The 14,949-nt window shown below is 42.8% G+C and carries 11 protein-coding genes and 1 tRNA gene; 6 read left to right on the forward strand and 6 right to left on the reverse strand.

The window, feature by feature from the left end; genetic code table 11:
- Window positions 1-37 precede the first annotated feature (37 nt).
- Entirely contained in the window at window positions 38-1,132 is a 1,095-nt protein-coding gene (locus tag P2W71_RS15050; protein ID WP_276372095.1) for a nucleotide-diphospho-sugar transferase, read from the reverse strand.
- A 303-nt stretch (window positions 1,133-1,435) separates the two neighbouring features.
- Here P2W71_RS15050 and P2W71_RS15055 point away from each other — a divergent pair, with 303 nt between their 5' ends.
- The 4 genes from P2W71_RS15055 (at window position 1,436) to P2W71_RS15070 (ending at window position 9,295) form a co-directional block, all read left to right on the forward strand.
- Complete coding sequence (locus P2W71_RS15055) at window positions 1,436-4,432, forward strand: TonB-dependent receptor (protein ID WP_276372096.1); 2,997 nt, start codon at window positions 1,436-1,438, stop codon at window positions 4,430-4,432.
- 9 nt (window positions 4,433-4,441) lie between these two features.
- Entirely contained in the window at window positions 4,442-5,917 is a 1,476-nt protein-coding gene (locus P2W71_RS15060) for a RagB/SusD family nutrient uptake outer membrane protein (RefSeq protein WP_276372097.1), read from the forward strand.
- 37 nt (window positions 5,918-5,954) lie between these two features.
- A complete protein-coding gene (locus P2W71_RS15065) occupies window positions 5,955-7,244 on the forward strand; it encodes an Ig-like domain-containing protein (protein WP_276372098.1) in 1,290 nt (429 codons plus the stop codon).
- Between the two features lie 71 nt (window positions 7,245-7,315).
- Window positions 7,316-9,295 carry a glucoamylase family protein gene (locus P2W71_RS15070; RefSeq protein WP_276372099.1) on the forward strand — a complete coding sequence of 660 codons (1,980 nt, stop codon included), beginning with the start codon at window positions 7,316-7,318 and terminating at the stop codon, window positions 9,293-9,295.
- A gap of 113 nt (window positions 9,296-9,408) precedes the next feature.
- Here P2W71_RS15070 and P2W71_RS15075 read toward each other — a convergent pair whose 3' ends face one another.
- From P2W71_RS15075 to P2W71_RS15090, 4 genes are all read right to left on the reverse strand, one after another.
- Complete coding sequence (locus P2W71_RS15075; protein WP_276372100.1) at window positions 9,409-10,317, reverse strand: SDR family NAD(P)-dependent oxidoreductase; 909 nt, start codon at window positions 10,315-10,317, stop codon at window positions 9,409-9,411.
- 341 nt (window positions 10,318-10,658) lie between these two features.
- The gene (locus P2W71_RS15080) at window positions 10,659-10,859 is read right to left on the reverse strand and encodes a type II toxin-antitoxin system RelE/ParE family toxin (RefSeq protein WP_276372101.1); all 201 of its coding nucleotides are present in this window, start codon (window positions 10,857-10,859) and stop codon (window positions 10,659-10,661) included.
- Window positions 10,853-11,026, reverse strand: coding sequence for a hypothetical protein (locus P2W71_RS15085; RefSeq protein WP_276372102.1), 174 nt, complete (start codon window positions 11,024-11,026; stop codon window positions 10,853-10,855). Before P2W71_RS15085 ends, P2W71_RS15080 begins: the two co-directional genes overlap by 7 nt.
- Window positions 11,027-11,318: 292 nt before the next feature.
- A tRNA-Ile gene (locus P2W71_RS15090) sits at window positions 11,319-11,392 on the reverse strand.
- Between the two features lie 182 nt (window positions 11,393-11,574).
- Between P2W71_RS15090 and P2W71_RS15095 the strand changes: the two genes are divergently transcribed.
- On the forward strand, window positions 11,575-12,204 hold the full coding sequence (locus tag P2W71_RS15095; protein ID WP_276372103.1) for an HAD family phosphatase: 630 nt from the start codon (window positions 11,575-11,577) through the stop codon (window positions 12,202-12,204).
- Entirely contained in the window at window positions 12,194-13,333 is a 1,140-nt protein-coding gene (locus tag P2W71_RS15100; RefSeq protein ID WP_276372104.1) for a site-2 protease family protein, read from the forward strand. Before P2W71_RS15095 ends, P2W71_RS15100 begins: the two co-directional genes overlap by 11 nt.
- Here the strand turns inward: P2W71_RS15100 and accC are convergent.
- A complete protein-coding gene (gene accC, locus P2W71_RS15105; protein WP_276372105.1) occupies window positions 13,330-14,829 on the reverse strand; it encodes an acetyl-CoA carboxylase biotin carboxylase subunit in 1,500 nt (499 codons plus the stop codon). The two genes, P2W71_RS15100 and accC, sit on opposite strands and share 4 nt — an antisense overlap.
- Window positions 14,830-14,949 lie beyond the last annotated feature (120 nt).

The raw sequence follows: 14,949 nt of genomic DNA on the forward strand, positions 1-14,949 counted from the left end.
ACGCCGTTATACCACCTGCGATACAGGGGCAATAAGTTTATAACATTGCCAAGACCATTATCTCCGGCTCAAGTTTTAATGAGTACATGAATAGACTTGTAAAGGAGAAGATCTTTAACGTACTTTTTTCCTTTAATTTCTTCAGTGTCTCCTGATCCTTTACCTGAGATTCAATAAACCTGCTCATGGTAAAATGAAATATTTTATTTTGGATGCTGTAGGGCAATGCATTCTTAATTCGTGACTTTAGCCTGGAAGTTTTTGTCGTCATGTGTGTAATGAATGCATGTTTATCTGCCTCTTTATCTGCAATCACATACTTCGGATGCTTGAGCGGAAACTCCAATAGTGCCGCTTTTAAGTTGCTTGATGGTGTATTTGAATTGGTAGTACTGGTTGCATCCGCACCGAATCCTAAGTTAACTACCATATTTTTTTGAGGCACGATCGTTAAACCAGAATTAATTCGCTTCACAAATTCCCATTGATAATCCCATGTAATGTGAGGAAATAAATAAGTGCGCTCAAAAACCCATTGGAAATAATGTTCCTCATAGACAGAGCTAAAATGTTTCCTGAAATATCCCCGCTCTTTAATTTTTTTATAATATTTCATTTCATAGTCGTAGAGATTCCAAGCTCTTCGCCAGGAAGCCCATCCCCAAATTCCATTATGATCTGAAAAAGAATATGAATAAGGACTGTTACAATATTTTTCAGGGCGAATATTATTTCCACTTACCTCCATAATCCTCGTATCATGGCGATAACGTTCTAAAAGCTCGGCGCAATAGCGAAAGAAGGTGGCATTCGGAAGACAGTCATCTTCCAAAATTATTCCCTCCGGTTCGTTTTTAAAAAACCATGTGATTCCCTCTGAAACGCCTTTCCCACAACCCAGATTCTCTTCTCTGAATAAAGTTTTTACTTCGCATTCCCAATCGACATTTGTAGCAATCGCACGTACTTCATTGCATAGTTCAACTTCGCCGTTTTTGTCTTTTCTTGGGCCATCTGCTGCAATGTAAAGTTTTGAGGGACGAGCCTGCCGGATGGCCTCGAAAACTACTTTGGTAGTAGAGGGACGGTTGAAGACTAAAAAAAGTATTGGTGTTTTTAATTCAAATTCCATTAGCGATCTTAATTTCTAAATCTGTGTGAGCAAGCAAGAGACGACCATTTAGCTCCCTCCGTTCCCTTCCAAACCTGCAAAGATAGTCATTCAGAGAGTAATTCCTTTGCCAGCAAGAAAAGTTTTCTCCATGCGCACACGCTAACGTTTGAGAAGATCAATTGTTCATCATGAAAGGCCAAATATCCCGTGCGTTATTAAAAATATTTTTCCGGTTTATAAAAAACAAAATGACTTTCTATTGCTTAAGTAACTGAGCATCATTTAGTGTTGCCTTTTTTGCACGCGTTGGAGAAATTGAATATGAAAAGACTTTTATCAATCATTGCTGTTTTACTACTAGCTATAAGCACTCATGCACAAAACAGAGCGCTTTCCGGAAAAGTAACTTCGTCTGAAGACGGTCAGCCTCTCCCGGGCGTGAATGTTGTTGTCCAAGGCACGACCAAGGGAACAGTAACAGATATAGAAGGGAATTATTCAATTGACCTGGCTCCACAGGAAAGTGTATTGAATTTTACTTTTGTAGGGTATGCCACAAAAACCATTGCATTGGGAAGTGAATCTACCCTTAACGTTGTGTTGGAGCCTGACACCAAGACCTTGGATGAAGTTGTAGTGATCGGATATGGAGTTGTCCGGAAGTCGGACCTCACAGGTTCGGTTTCATCTATTCGTGGAGAGGATTTAACGCGTATTCCGGCTGTATCACCGATGCAGTCGCTGCAAGGGAAAGTAGCCGGCGTTCAGATCACTAGCCCCTCCGGTGCACCGGGGTCATCGCCGGTAGTTCGTATTCGCGGTACGGGAACGTTTAATAACTCCAATCCGATTTATGTCGTGGATGGCATGATCCTGGACAACATCGATTATTTAAATTCAGCTGATATACAATCTATGGAAGTATTAAAAGATGCTTCCGCCACCGCCATTTATGGATCCCGGGGAGCTAACGGTGTAATTATAGTCACTACAAAAGGGGGGAAGGCCGGACAAGAAACTCCGGTCATCAACTTCTCCGGCGAATACAGCATTCAGAAACTTCAAAAGAAAATTGATTTGTTGAATGGGCCTGAGTTTGCCACCATCGTTAATGAAATTAATCCAGGTACTTACAATAATGTGAACGCTGTTCCAAGTACCGATTGGCAGGATTTGATCTTTCAGACAGCCCCTATACAAAATTATCAATTCTCAGCCTCCGGGGGGTCTTCGAAGAATCAATACTATGCGGGGTTCGGATACTTTAAACAGGATGGAATAATTCCTAAATCTAATTATGAACGTGTTACCATAAAGTTTAATAACACATATCATTTGTCGGATGCAGTTCGTTTAGGCGGCAGTCTTAGCTTCACACCGTATCGACAGCAAAACACTAACGCTTCCGCACCATTTATTGTCTATCGTGCGCAGCCAGTAGTCACACCGTATCAGAACGATGGAAGCTACTCTCCCGTTCCTGGTGTAGGTAACATTCTGGCGAGCCTTGAATACAACAATAACGCTGATCGTGGAATTCGTTCCGTAAACAATGTATTTACAGAGATCGATTTCCTGGAAGGTTTTACGTTCAGGTCAAGTTTTGGAGTTGATATGGCGTATAGAAAGAATAAAAGTTTTACACCGGTATTTTTTGTTTCACCGCAGCAACAGAATTCGATCAGCACTTTAACCAAAAAAAATAGCGATCAACTTACCTGGTTATGGGAGAATACATTGAGTTATAACAAGGAAATAGGGAGTCATCGTATCAGTGCTGTAACTGGTTACACATTGCAGGAGGCATCTTCGGAATTTTTGGAATTGCAGGGTCAGAACCTGATCCGTGAAGGAGAGGATTTTTGGTATTTCACTTCCGACAACATCAATGAAACAGGTATTGCTACGCCGAACGGCGTAGAGGCGGACTTGAACTATAGTCTTGCGTCATTTCTTTTTCGCGTCAACTATTCATTCAATGATAGGTATTTAATAACAGCAACGTATCGTCGGGATGGTTCTTCCAAATTCAGCAAACAAAACCGGTATGGAGATTTTCCATCAGTAGCGCTGGGGTGGAATGTGATCAATGAAGGATTTATGGCGGATCATCCATTCATCACTAATTTAAAACTACGGGCGAGCTGGGGAATTATTGGAAATGAAAAAATTGATTACAACAAAAGATATTCGCGTGTACTCAACTCCATTGGCGGTGTTTTTGGCAACAATGAAACGTTGTATCCCGGATCCACTTTTGGGGTAAGCGGCAACGAAAATCTGAAATGGGAAAGTACTTATCAAACTGATATTGGACTGGAATTGGGATTCTTTGAAAATCAGTTGACAGCTGAACTTGATTACTATAGCAAAACCACCGAAGACATTCTGATTGCTTTAGCAGTTCCTGGATACCTCGGCAATGGCACCGGCGCTACCATAACCTACAATGCGGCAGAAGTTCTTAACAGAGGATTTGAATATAATCTGGCTTGGACCAGTCAAACCGATAATTTCACTTATCGAATTGGAACGGTAGGTACCACCATTCATAACCGCGCTGTTAAAGTAATGGGTACTGGCGGGGCGGGAGACAGATTATTTAACGAGGCACAGACCACAGCCTCACGTCCAGGGCTTCCGTTAGGGGCATTTTATGGTTATCAAGCTGATGGTGTTTTTCAAAATCAGGGCGAACTTGATGCTTATCCCCATCGCTCGGACGCTGGTGTAGGTGATTTGAGATTTGTGGATGTCAATGGTGACGGCGCAATAACCGATGCCGACAGAACATACCTGGGCTCGCCGATTCCAACATTTGTTTACGGATTAAACCTTGAGGTGGGCTATAAGGGATTTGACCTTTCAGCTGATTTTCAAGGACAAACTGGTAACAAGATTTACAACGCCAAAGAAACGATACGGCCCGATTTGTATAATTTTGAGCAACACGTATACGACCGTTGGACAGGTGAAGGGAGCACCAACACTGAACCGCGTCCCACAGCCGGCGGCTACAATTGGTTGCCTTCAAGCCGGTTCATTCAAGATGGATCCTTTGTTCGGCTTCGGAGTATTACGTTAGGGTATACGCTTCCTGAGACGTTGGCCCAGACAATTAAAATGCGTTCGGCGCGGGTATATGTAAGAGGCACCAACCTTTTCACGTTGACTGACTTTACAGGCTATTCTCCTGAGGTCGCAGGAGGAAATACCGTAAACCGTACGACAGGTGGAAATCCTATCGACAGTGGTATTGACATCAGCACCTATCCGGTGTCCGCTATCTATTCCGTTGGTTTAAACGTCACATTTTAACAGTAAGTTATGAACAAAAGATTCCTTTATGTTTTGCTCCTGCTTACAAGTTGCAGTGATTTTTTAGAAAAACCTTTGCAAGGTGAGTTGACGCAGGAAACTTTTCCGAGGACAGAAAACGATGCGTTACTTGCGACGAATGCGATGTACAACATGCTGCGGAGTTCCGGCTTCCACCAGGGACTGTTTCCGATACTTGATATTATGTCGGATGATGCTCGTAAAGGAAGTAATCCTGGTGATGGCGCTTCTACGGTAGGTACTTACGATAATTTCACCCACATCCCAACAGAATCGAGCCTCAATACATGGTGGAGTACATTGTATGAGGGCGTAAAGCGCGCCAATGTTGTTATTGAAAAGGTTCCATTGATCGAAATGGATGCCGCACTGAAAGCGCGATATATCGGAGAAGCTCATTTCATCCGTGCGCTGATTTATTTTGACCTGGTGAGGGCATGGGGTGATGTGCCGCTTGTTACAACGGTAACACCAGAGCGGGGCATGGAACGCACACCCGCCGGTGAAATTTATGATTTTATTGAACAGGATCTTTTACTTGCTATTGACGCCCTTCCGGAAAAATCCCAGTATGGTTCGGCAGATGCAGGCCGGGCAACGAAAGGGGCAGCGAAAGGTCTGCTCGCAAAAGTATATTTATTTGAAAATGATTTTTTAAACGCTGAACGATATGCCCTGGAAGTAATTAATTCAGGCGAATACGACCTTATGTCGTCTTTTGAAGATGCCAATAGCAAAGCTGGTGAATTTGGTGATGAATCGGTTTTTGAAATCGGCGCCTTGCCCTTTGAAGGATTAGGAAATGGTGGCAATCAATACGCCAACGTGCAGGGCGTACGTGGTACGCCAAATCGCGGATGGGGCTTTAACCGCCCGTCGCTTGATCTGCAAAATTCTTTTGAGACCGGGGACCCACGGAAAGAGGCAACGATCATTTTTCTTGGTGAAGTGCTGGATGGTATAACCATCGGCGGTGATGGCGGAACACCTGATGAACTTCGGGATGCCAATAACAACCTTCTCGAGATCGAATGTTACAATCAAAAAGTGTGGACGCCAGGTTCAGACGTTCCTACACAACATGATCACAACAAGCGGATACTTCGCTATGCAGATGTATTGTTAATGGCAGCCGAAGCCTTGAACGAAAATGGAAAGCCTGGGGAAGCTTTGCTGTATTTGAATGAAGTAAGAGAAAGAGCGCGTGAAGGCAATGTCTCCGTTCTTCCGGAGATCACATCAACCGACAAGACGCTGCTTCGCGATATCATACAGGAAGAACGTCGACATGAACTGGCATTAGAAGGCCATCGTTTCTGGGATCTTCTCAGGACGGGAAAAGCGCAGGAAGTCCTGGGACCACTAGGGTTCATTGCCGGTAAGCATGAATTGTTGCCGATCCCGCAGTCTGAAATGGATTTAACCAATAACACCTGGGAACAAAATCCTGGATGGAATCAATAGGAAAAAGTAAATAGAATGTTAAACCTTTAATTGAAGAATGATGAAAAAAGTGAAATTGTTTTTGAATGTGCTGTTGACTATGGCTTTTTTATCCCTGGCCACTGCAGTAATTGTAAGCTGTAGTGATGATGATGATCCCGTTGATCTTACGCTGACTGCATTGACTGCCGGCACTTCTGATTTAAATGGCGCTACCAGCCCAACCGATGTTCCTGTTGATGCCGTCATCACGGCGACTTTCTCCGATAATATTGATGCTGCAACAGCTACAGATGCGAACATAGTATTGTCGCGAGAGTTTGATGATTCAGAAGTAGAAAAGACCATTGCTGTTTCGGGGAATACCGTTACGATTACACCGAATGACGATCTGTTTGCCGGCGATCAATATAATGTCGCTTTCAACATAGGACTACAATCAACTGCGGGCAAACCAATGTCAGCAGTTACGCGAACCTTCGCCACACCCGGGATTGGAATTGGTACTGCGCCTAAGTCGTCCGATCAGGTTCTTTATCTTCAATTTAACGGAACGATTGAAGATGCAACGGCGAATGCTACTACGGTATCTGAGCAAGTTGGATATACCGATGACCGCTTTGGGAACGCAAATAGCGCCGCAAACTTCCGAGGCGCAACGGCCGCAGGAAATGGTGACATTGTTGAACTTTCCGGCGATGCGCTGATCAATCCTAACGCTACGTTTAGCGTATGGTTTAAGATCGACGCAGCAGATTATGATGATCCTAATGGCAGTCGCGTAATGTTTGGATTAGGTGCGCTGCATGGGTATTTCTTTGAGGTTGGCTCAGGTGGCGTCGATTGGATGAAATTCCCGACCAATCACAAAGTAGCTGAGGCTGGTACACCTGATCATAACTATGGCACCGCTTGGACCGATTTCATCAATGGCGGATCACCCGTAGCCGGACAGTTGCTTTTTAATTATTCTGGTGCAATTTCTTCGCTCGTAGCAGATGGTGAATGGCACCAAATGGCGCTAACCTATGATGCGACTACATCACTAAAGACGTTCTTTATTGACGGTGTCAAAATTATGCAAGCTGACATTGATTTGAATACAACAGAATGGCTTTTGAAGGAGATGGCATTGGCTGATAAAGATGATTCGAATACCGCATTAACCGGCGTTGATGCAAAACTAGCCCTGGGATTCGGTGCCAGCAAGGCAAATACCAATCCTGATTGGATGAATTATTCTACGGCAACTAATACCTATAAAGGAGCTATGGACGATTTCAGAATGTTCGATACTGCACTTACTGAAAGTGAGGTACAGGCTTTATTCAATGCTGAAAAACCCTAAAAGAAATTATTAACCTAAACTTTGGAAAGGTTTCTGGATTTTCCAGGAACCTTTCTATTTTGTTTCCTCATATGAATTCAAGAAAGATTTTCTTCTGGTCGATACTGCTCGTTGTTTTTCAGATTTCCTGTAGCGAAGATGACGGGAAAGAGGGCGCGTTAATGCAGTTATCGAGTGTTAAAGTTGGGGACTATAATCTTGATTTGAATAATTTTGGAAATAATACGTTAGCACCTGTTAACGAGCCGATCGTTGCTACATTTTCGGTACCACTGGAAATTGCGACACTACAACAAAACGTTCGGCTAACGCAAACTTCAACAGGTACTGATATTGCGCTTTCTTTTTCGTTCCTGAATAACAACGCAACTTTTTCAGCTTTGCCAGATCAGCCGCTGGCTGAAGGCGAACAATACGATTTGACACTGTCAAGCGACTTGAGGGGGGCCGCTGGCGAAACATTTTCAGGATATTCCATTGAATTTGAGACCACTCCTAAATCCTTGAAAGTTGTATCGCTTACCTTGGGTGGCGTTGATGGTTTGCAGGCTGGTCGCATTACCGATGTTCCTTGTGAAGGCGCTGTTTTGGAAGTTACATTCGATGAGGCACTGGATCCCTCGACAGTAACGCCCGATAACTTCAAAGTATCGGGTAATAATATTGTACTGCCCATATCCATCGCGTTATCACAGGAAGATAAAAAAGTTTCGATTTCAGTTAATCAGAAATTTCGTGACTTAACACGATACCAGTTACTGATTACCGATAAGGTGAAGGGTAATAAGCAGGAGAGCCTGCAGCAATTCTCTAAGTTTTTTTATACGGCACCAGACCCTACACCAGATTTTCCGGTCATCGCAGATGAGGCATTGTTGACGTTGGTTCAACAGCAGACTTTTAAATACTTCTGGGATTTTGCCCATCCGGCCAGTGGTATGGCCCGCGAGCGAAATTCTTCTGGAAATATAGTCACCAGCGGAGGTACTGGGTTTGGAATTATGGCCATCATTGTTGGTATGGAAAGAAACTTTATTTCCCGCAACCAGGGGGTAGAACGATTAGATAAGATTGTTACTTTCCTGGAAAATGCTGATCGCTTTCACGGAGCCTGGTCACATTGGATTGATGGAAACACCGGCCAAGTTGTTCCCTTCAGTGCAAAGGATGATGGCGGCGACCTTGTTGAAACTTCTTTTTTGATTCAGGGCCTTCTCACATTTCGCCAATATCTGCAGCCTGCAGATACCGTGGGAAACAATTTAATTAAACGCATTAACGAGATGTGGAAAACGGTTGAGTGGGATTGGTACCGAAAAAATAATGAGCAGGTTTTGTATTGGCATTGGTCGCCGGAATTTGATTGGGCAATGAATTTTCCATTGTACGGATACTTCGAAGAACAAATCACCTATGTACTGGCTGCTGCCTCGCCATCGCATTCAATACCAAAAAGCGTATATACCAATGGTTATGGAAAAAATGGCGCGATTAAAAAAGGAAATACATTTTATGATTACACACTTCCTCTCGAAAGTCCGAGCCCGTTGTTTTGGGTGCATTACTCGTACCTCGGATTAGATCCACATTTCACGGACGACTTCGCGAATTATTGGGACCAGAATGTGAATGCAACATTGATCAACCAGGCTTATTGTATCGACAACCCGAAAAATTACGTCGGTTACAGTGATTCCTTTTGGGGACTTACATCGAGTGATAACCAAAACGGATACGCGGCGCACTCACCAACAAATGACCTGGGTGTGATCGCACCAACGGCCGCCTTATCATCTTTTCCTTATACACCAACGGAGTCGATGAAGGCACTTAAGTTTTTTTATTACACCCTCGGTGACCGGCTGTGGGGTGAGTATGGATTTTATGATGCAATTAATGTTACTGAAGGATGGACGGCAAACTCATATTTGGCCATCGACCAGGGACCGACTATTGTGATGATTGAAAATTATCGAACTGGATTGTTATGGGATTTATTTATGTCGGCTCCTGAAGCGCAGACTGCTAAGACCGTGTTAGGATTTCAGTAGTGTTGAGGTGTTGAAGTTCGAAGTGTTGAAGTTCTGTGATTTTAAATAAGTGATGCGGTGTTGGGGTTCGAGGTGTTGAAGGTCGCCATTCAGTTTTTTGTGCTTTATGGATTCTATTCTTCGCCGAGACTGCCATAGATGGAGGCAAGCATACCGCGCGGCATTATTCTGGTGAAACCGGATGTGATCTTCGCCAAAGTACCTGGCACGATAATCATTTTACCATTCAGTGTTTCTCTTACGGCAGTCTCGCCGACACGTGAAGGGGGTACGGCCATTTGCATGCCGATGAAACCAAGCCGCCGTTTGGTATCTGCTTTAATACTTGGCTTTGTAAACACAGGCCCGGGGTGTAAGCAGCTAACACTGATATTTCTTTTTTTAAGTTGATGTCTGAGGTTATAGCTAAAAAATGTAACGGCTGATTTTGTTGCTGAATACATATTCTTCGATGGGATGGGAGCGAAGCCTGCCATGCTGCTAACATTTAAAATAAAGGAGGGCGCATTTTTTTCCAGCAAGGGAAGTAATTGCAAACTGAGGGACATACAGGATTCGATGTTCAGATTCACCATATAGTAAAGCGTATCCAGCGGCACTTTCAGATAATCGTTGGTACCGCCCAATCCAGCTACATTACAAAGCATTTTTAGTGGAATATCATTTTTTATACACCATTTTGAGATTTCGGCCGCCGACGTTCTTTTGCTTAAATCATAGCTCATAATCTCCACTTGGATATTGTACTTATTCTCAAGCTTTTCCTTTGCCTCCAAAAGCGGTGTATGGTGTCGCGCAACCAAGATCAAATTATATTGCCGTAGAGCCAATGCCTCGGCAATAGCATAACCAATTCCTTTACTTCCTCCGGCTACCAATGCAAATGGGTTAGAATTTTTTGGATGAAATGACGTAGTCTCTGCTTTTAGCAATGAATCGCGCCGAATAAAGATCGCTTTGGATTGAGGATACACATCTACCGTGCTGCATACAGCAATGAATAAAAAATAAAAAACTTTCATGCTATGATATTAGGGATTCCTTGTCACTGTGAAACAAGCGCATTGTAAACTAAAGGGTGATTGATTCAATGTTAAAACAACGGATCGTCTTTAGTGTTGAATTAAAATGAAGAGGAATTGGGAAATGGTGCCACTCGCAAGCTTGAAGGGTAACTGATGCAAGATAATGCCACTTTCTGAAAGCCTTCAACGGTAGAGAGTTTAAAAAAATTTGATATCCGCTTACATGGATGGAATCGCGCGGGCGCGATGAATTCTATATGCTTTTTAGTTGTCGCGCGGAATGATGTACACGAACTATTCCGACGACACTCGAATTTATTTTATAAATAATTCTGTAATTAACCTCTATTAATTCTCTGAGGTTCAGTATTAATTTCCGGGACAATTCGGCCAGAGTGAGGATTGTTTTCGAGTTGGTCAACTCTGGAAATCAATTTTTCAATAAACTTGTCGGCATACACCTTTGAGTCCTTTGAGATATATTCGTGAATTGATCGGAGGTCTTCAATCGCAGACTCCGTCCAAATTATCTTCACCATTTCTTTGCTATCTCTTTTACTTGATCATGAGGAATTGTTTTTCCATTGTCAAGTTGCTGAAGTCCTTTTTCAACTTTTTCTACAAAAATAAGTCTCTCGATCAGTTCCTCCAGCTCAAATTCTTGGGGGAATTCCTTTATCGTCTCTAACGCTTTATCCCTTTTCATTTTTGGAATTTTCTTCAATTTACGAATTTTCTTGCAGACATTGTCCAGAGGGATCTTTACTAGTATTGACGTTATTGTGCTGCTTCATCTTCTGCGATTGATATTCTCTCGGTATATTTTATCTGGTAATAATGCCTTCTAATGAAACGCAGGATTGCGAAATCGTAGGAGTAGAAACTGAGCCACCTGTTAACGGCATAAGTATATTTTTGCGAGCTAACTAACCGGGTTTGTAGGCTATGGAAGAGAAATTAAAAAGGCAGTCCACCATTGCAACTGCCTTATTATTAAGTGGGCCCAGCTGGGCACGATCCAGCGACCCCTTGATTATGAGTCAAGTGCTCTAACCAGCTGAGCTATGGGCCCTAAAATATTGAGGGGCAATTTTACATATTTAATGTTAAAACACAACCTGTTTCAACACAAGAATCTCTTTGCACGGACCTTCTGTAACTTTAATCCTTTAAGTATTAACTGATAACCGTCTCCGTTTTGCAAACGAGCCGCAATGTTACATATTTGGGTTTGAATACACAAAAATTGACTGCGTGGCGACTGATCGTTCCATTAAAAATCTAATCTTTGACCTTGGTGGCGTTATTCTTGATCTATCTGTCGAAACTACGCTCCGTTCATTTGCTGATCTTTCGGGTATTGACACAGCGACGGTCAAAAAACTTTTCGTGACTTCGAAAGGATTTGAGGCCTATGAAAAAGGTGAAATCTCTGATGATGAATTCCGGGATTTTGTTAAACGGCTCTACAACATTTCGACGTCAAATGAAAAGCTGGATGCATGCTGGAATGCCATGTTGGCGAATATTCCTATTAAGAAACTGGAACTATTGCAAACATTGAAGACAAAGTACAATGTTTATTTGTTAAGCAATACAAACAATATCCACGTGCACTATATCAACAATACTTTGCTCCCTAGAATAGAATGTAACTCGTTGGATGATTTTTTTCATCGTTCATATTATTCGCATCAGATGAAGAAAAGAAAACCGGATGCCGAGATTTTTCAACAAGTATTGGAGGAAGGAAATTTCAGGCCAGAGGAGACGTTGTTTTTGGACGATAATTCAGACAATATAAAAGGGGCCGGAAAACTCGGCATCAAGACGGTGCACGTGGTGAATCCAGACATGATCTTCGACTATTTTAATGAGCAGTGATCAAAAAAGAGTTTTATTACAACTCGGTTTATTTATAGTAACACTTATCACCACGACGATTGCTGGTGCGGAATGGACGTATGGCCGTTCCGTATTTGCCCCGGATTATAAGTGGGCAGATTTTCTCAGCGGTTTCGAATTCTCCATCCCGTTCCTATTAATTTTAACAGTACATGAGTTTGGACACTACTTCGTTGCCAAGTATCATAAAATATCTGTAACCCTTCCATATTACATTCCAATTCCGCCACTACCGTTTTCTATCGGGACGATGGGTGCTGTGATACGGCTGCGGGAAAAAATATTTTCAAAAAAACAAAATTTTGACATTGGAATTGCTGGCCCGCTGGCGGGATTTATTACAGCTTTGATCGTATTGTATTATGGATTCTCAACCTTACCTGACCCGCAGTATATTTTTCAAATTCACCCTGAATATGAACAATACGGATTGAACTATGCAGATCATGTTTACGAAAATCAGAAAGAAAGTATCATCGATATTACCATCGGAAAGAATCTCTTATTTCTGTTTTTTGAAACCTATGTTGCAGATCCCAGTCGCATGCCTAATCCGCATGAGATCATGCATTATCCGGTAATATTCGCAGGATTTCTTTCACTGGTTTTTACTTTTTTAAACCTACTGCCAATTGGTCAATTGGACGGCGGACATGTAGTGTACGGCTTATTCGGTTTTAAAACACACAGGATCATCGCCAGTATTGTGTTTGTGGCGTTGCTCTTTTATGCTGGCATCGGCGTTGTAACGCCACGGGATAGTCCTGATGACTTATTGTTTTGGGTTCCCGGCGGAATTGCTTTTTTATACCTTGCCTTATCAGGTTTAGGACTGCCAAAAAGGGACACGATGATGTATGCCGTATTGATGTTCGCGGCGTTGTTTGTTTTATCGTGGGTTTATCCAACGCTGCAAGGTTATTCCGGATGGCTTTTGTTTGGCTTTCTCATCGGCAGGTTTATCGGCATTCAGCATCCACCTTCAGAGATAGAGGAGCCGTTAGATACCAAGCGAATTATTATCGGTTGGTTATCACTGATCATATTTGTGATATGTTTTAGTCCGGCGCCCTTGAATATCACCCAGGTAATCGTAGACAAACCTTAAGAATCAAATTTCCTTTTTCGCCAGTTGTTTTCCGAAGGTTGCATCGTTGGTGTTTCAATTTTTGGAGATACTTTTTTTCCATTCTCCAACGTGATGGCTAGTGCGGCGGCAACCCAGTCGTCTGTCGCATCTGATTTTTGCAGCGCCGCGGGAGTGAAATAATTTTCGACAAAACGGGTATCAAAATTCCCCGAACGAAACGCCTCATGCTTCATCACAAAGCGACAAAAACCGAGTGTCGTTTCGAGTCCCGTGATTTCGTATTCATCTATAGCACGAATCATCTTTTGGATAGCAGCTTCGCGATTGTCAGCCCTGCAAATTAGTTTGGCGATCATCGGATCATAATAAAACGGAATGTCCATGCCCTGTTCGAAGCCGTCATCAACTCTTATTCCATGGCCTTGAGGCCTCTTATAGGTATTGAGTGTGCCAATATCGGGTAGAAAATTATTGGCCGGATCTTCTGCGTAAACCCTGATTTCGATGGCATGTCCGTGAATGGAAAGCTCGTCTTGCTGAAACGGAAGTTTTTCCCCTTCGGCAATTTTGATCTGCAGCTTAACTAAATCGAGTCCCGTTATTTCTTCGGTTACCGGATGTTCTACTTGTAAACGGGTGTTCATTTCAAGAAAGTAAAAGTTAAGCTGATCATCCATGATGAACTCCACCGTTCCTGCATTATAATACCCGCACGATTTCGCAACATTAATGGCCGCTTCACCCATTGCTGCGCGTATGGCTGGCGTTACTATTGATGAAGGTGCTTCTTCCACGACCTTCTGGTGTCGTCGTTGTATGGAACATTCGCGTTCAAATAAATGAACCACGTTTCCATGCTTATCTCCGAAAATCTGAAATTCAATATGTCTTGGCTTGGTAATGTATTTTTCAATGAAAACAGATCCATCACCAAAAGCAGAGGTCGCCTCACCGACCGCCCGTGCCATTTGTTCATCAAAACTGGCTTCATCCTCAACGATGCGCATACCTTTTCCACCACCGCCAGCACTTGCCTTTATCAGGATGGGATAACCAATAGTTGAGGCAACTTTTTTCGCCTTGTTAATATCAGTAATTGGCTCCGACGTTCCGGGTACCAGCGGTACATTAAATTTCGCAACGGCTGCCTTAGCTGCCAATTTACTTCCCATGATATTAATCGCTTTTGGAGAGGGACCGATAAAGACCAATCCTTCATCTTCCACGCGCTGTGCAAACATTTCATTCTCCGAGAGAAAACCGTATCCAGGATGAATTGCGTCCGCGTCCGTTTTTTTTGCCGCGGCAATAATGTTATCTATCTTTAAATAGGATTCTGATGAAGCCGGTGGGCCAATCAATACAGCTTCATCGGCATATTGTACATGCAACGCCCGCCGGTCAGCCTCGCTATAAACCGCCACGGTGCTGATGCCCATCTCTCGTGCGGTCCGCATAATTCGTAAGGCAATTTCACCGCGGTTAGCAACCAATATCTTCCTGATCTTTGACATAATAACAATTGATAATAAAACTGTCTTTTGACAGACTTAGCGTGAATTGAATAAACCCCAAAATCTTCAAATTAAGGTTTTTTCCTTATTTTTGCAGGAATTATAAAACCAATACTACAC

Origin of the sequence: Chryseolinea sp. H1M3-3 (assembly GCF_029360725.1) — a bacterium.
Taxonomy (GTDB): Bacteria; Bacteroidota; Bacteroidia; order Cytophagales; family Cyclobacteriaceae; genus Chryseolinea.

Excerpts from the sequence above, each read along its gene's own strand:
- accC (WP_276372105.1), bottom strand. The coding sequence starts at position 14,829 with ATGTCAAAGATCAGGAAGATATTGGTTGCTAACCGCGGTGAAATTGCC.
- P2W71_RS15055 (WP_276372096.1), top strand. The coding sequence starts at position 1,436 with ATGAAAAGACTTTTATCAATCATTGCTGTTTTACTACTAGCTATAAGC.
- P2W71_RS15085 (WP_276372102.1), bottom strand. The coding sequence starts at position 11,026 with ATGAAAAGGGATAAAGCGTTAGAGACGATAAAGGAATTCCCCCAAGAA.
- P2W71_RS15070 (WP_276372099.1), top strand. The coding sequence starts at position 7,316 with ATGAATTCAAGAAAGATTTTCTTCTGGTCGATACTGCTCGTTGTTTTT.
- P2W71_RS15060 (WP_276372097.1), top strand. The coding sequence starts at position 4,442 with ATGAACAAAAGATTCCTTTATGTTTTGCTCCTGCTTACAAGTTGCAGT.
- P2W71_RS15100 (WP_276372104.1), top strand. The coding sequence starts at position 12,194 with ATGAGCAGTGATCAAAAAAGAGTTTTATTACAACTCGGTTTATTTATA.
- P2W71_RS15080 (WP_276372101.1), bottom strand. The coding sequence starts at position 10,859 with ATGGTGAAGATAATTTGGACGGAGTCTGCGATTGAAGACCTCCGATCA.
- P2W71_RS15075 (WP_276372100.1), bottom strand. The coding sequence starts at position 10,317 with ATGAAAGTTTTTTATTTTTTATTCATTGCTGTATGCAGCACGGTAGAT.
- P2W71_RS15050 (WP_276372095.1), bottom strand. The coding sequence starts at position 1,132 with ATGGAATTTGAATTAAAAACACCAATACTTTTTTTAGTCTTCAACCGT.
- P2W71_RS15065 (WP_276372098.1), top strand. The coding sequence starts at position 5,955 with ATGATGAAAAAAGTGAAATTGTTTTTGAATGTGCTGTTGACTATGGCT.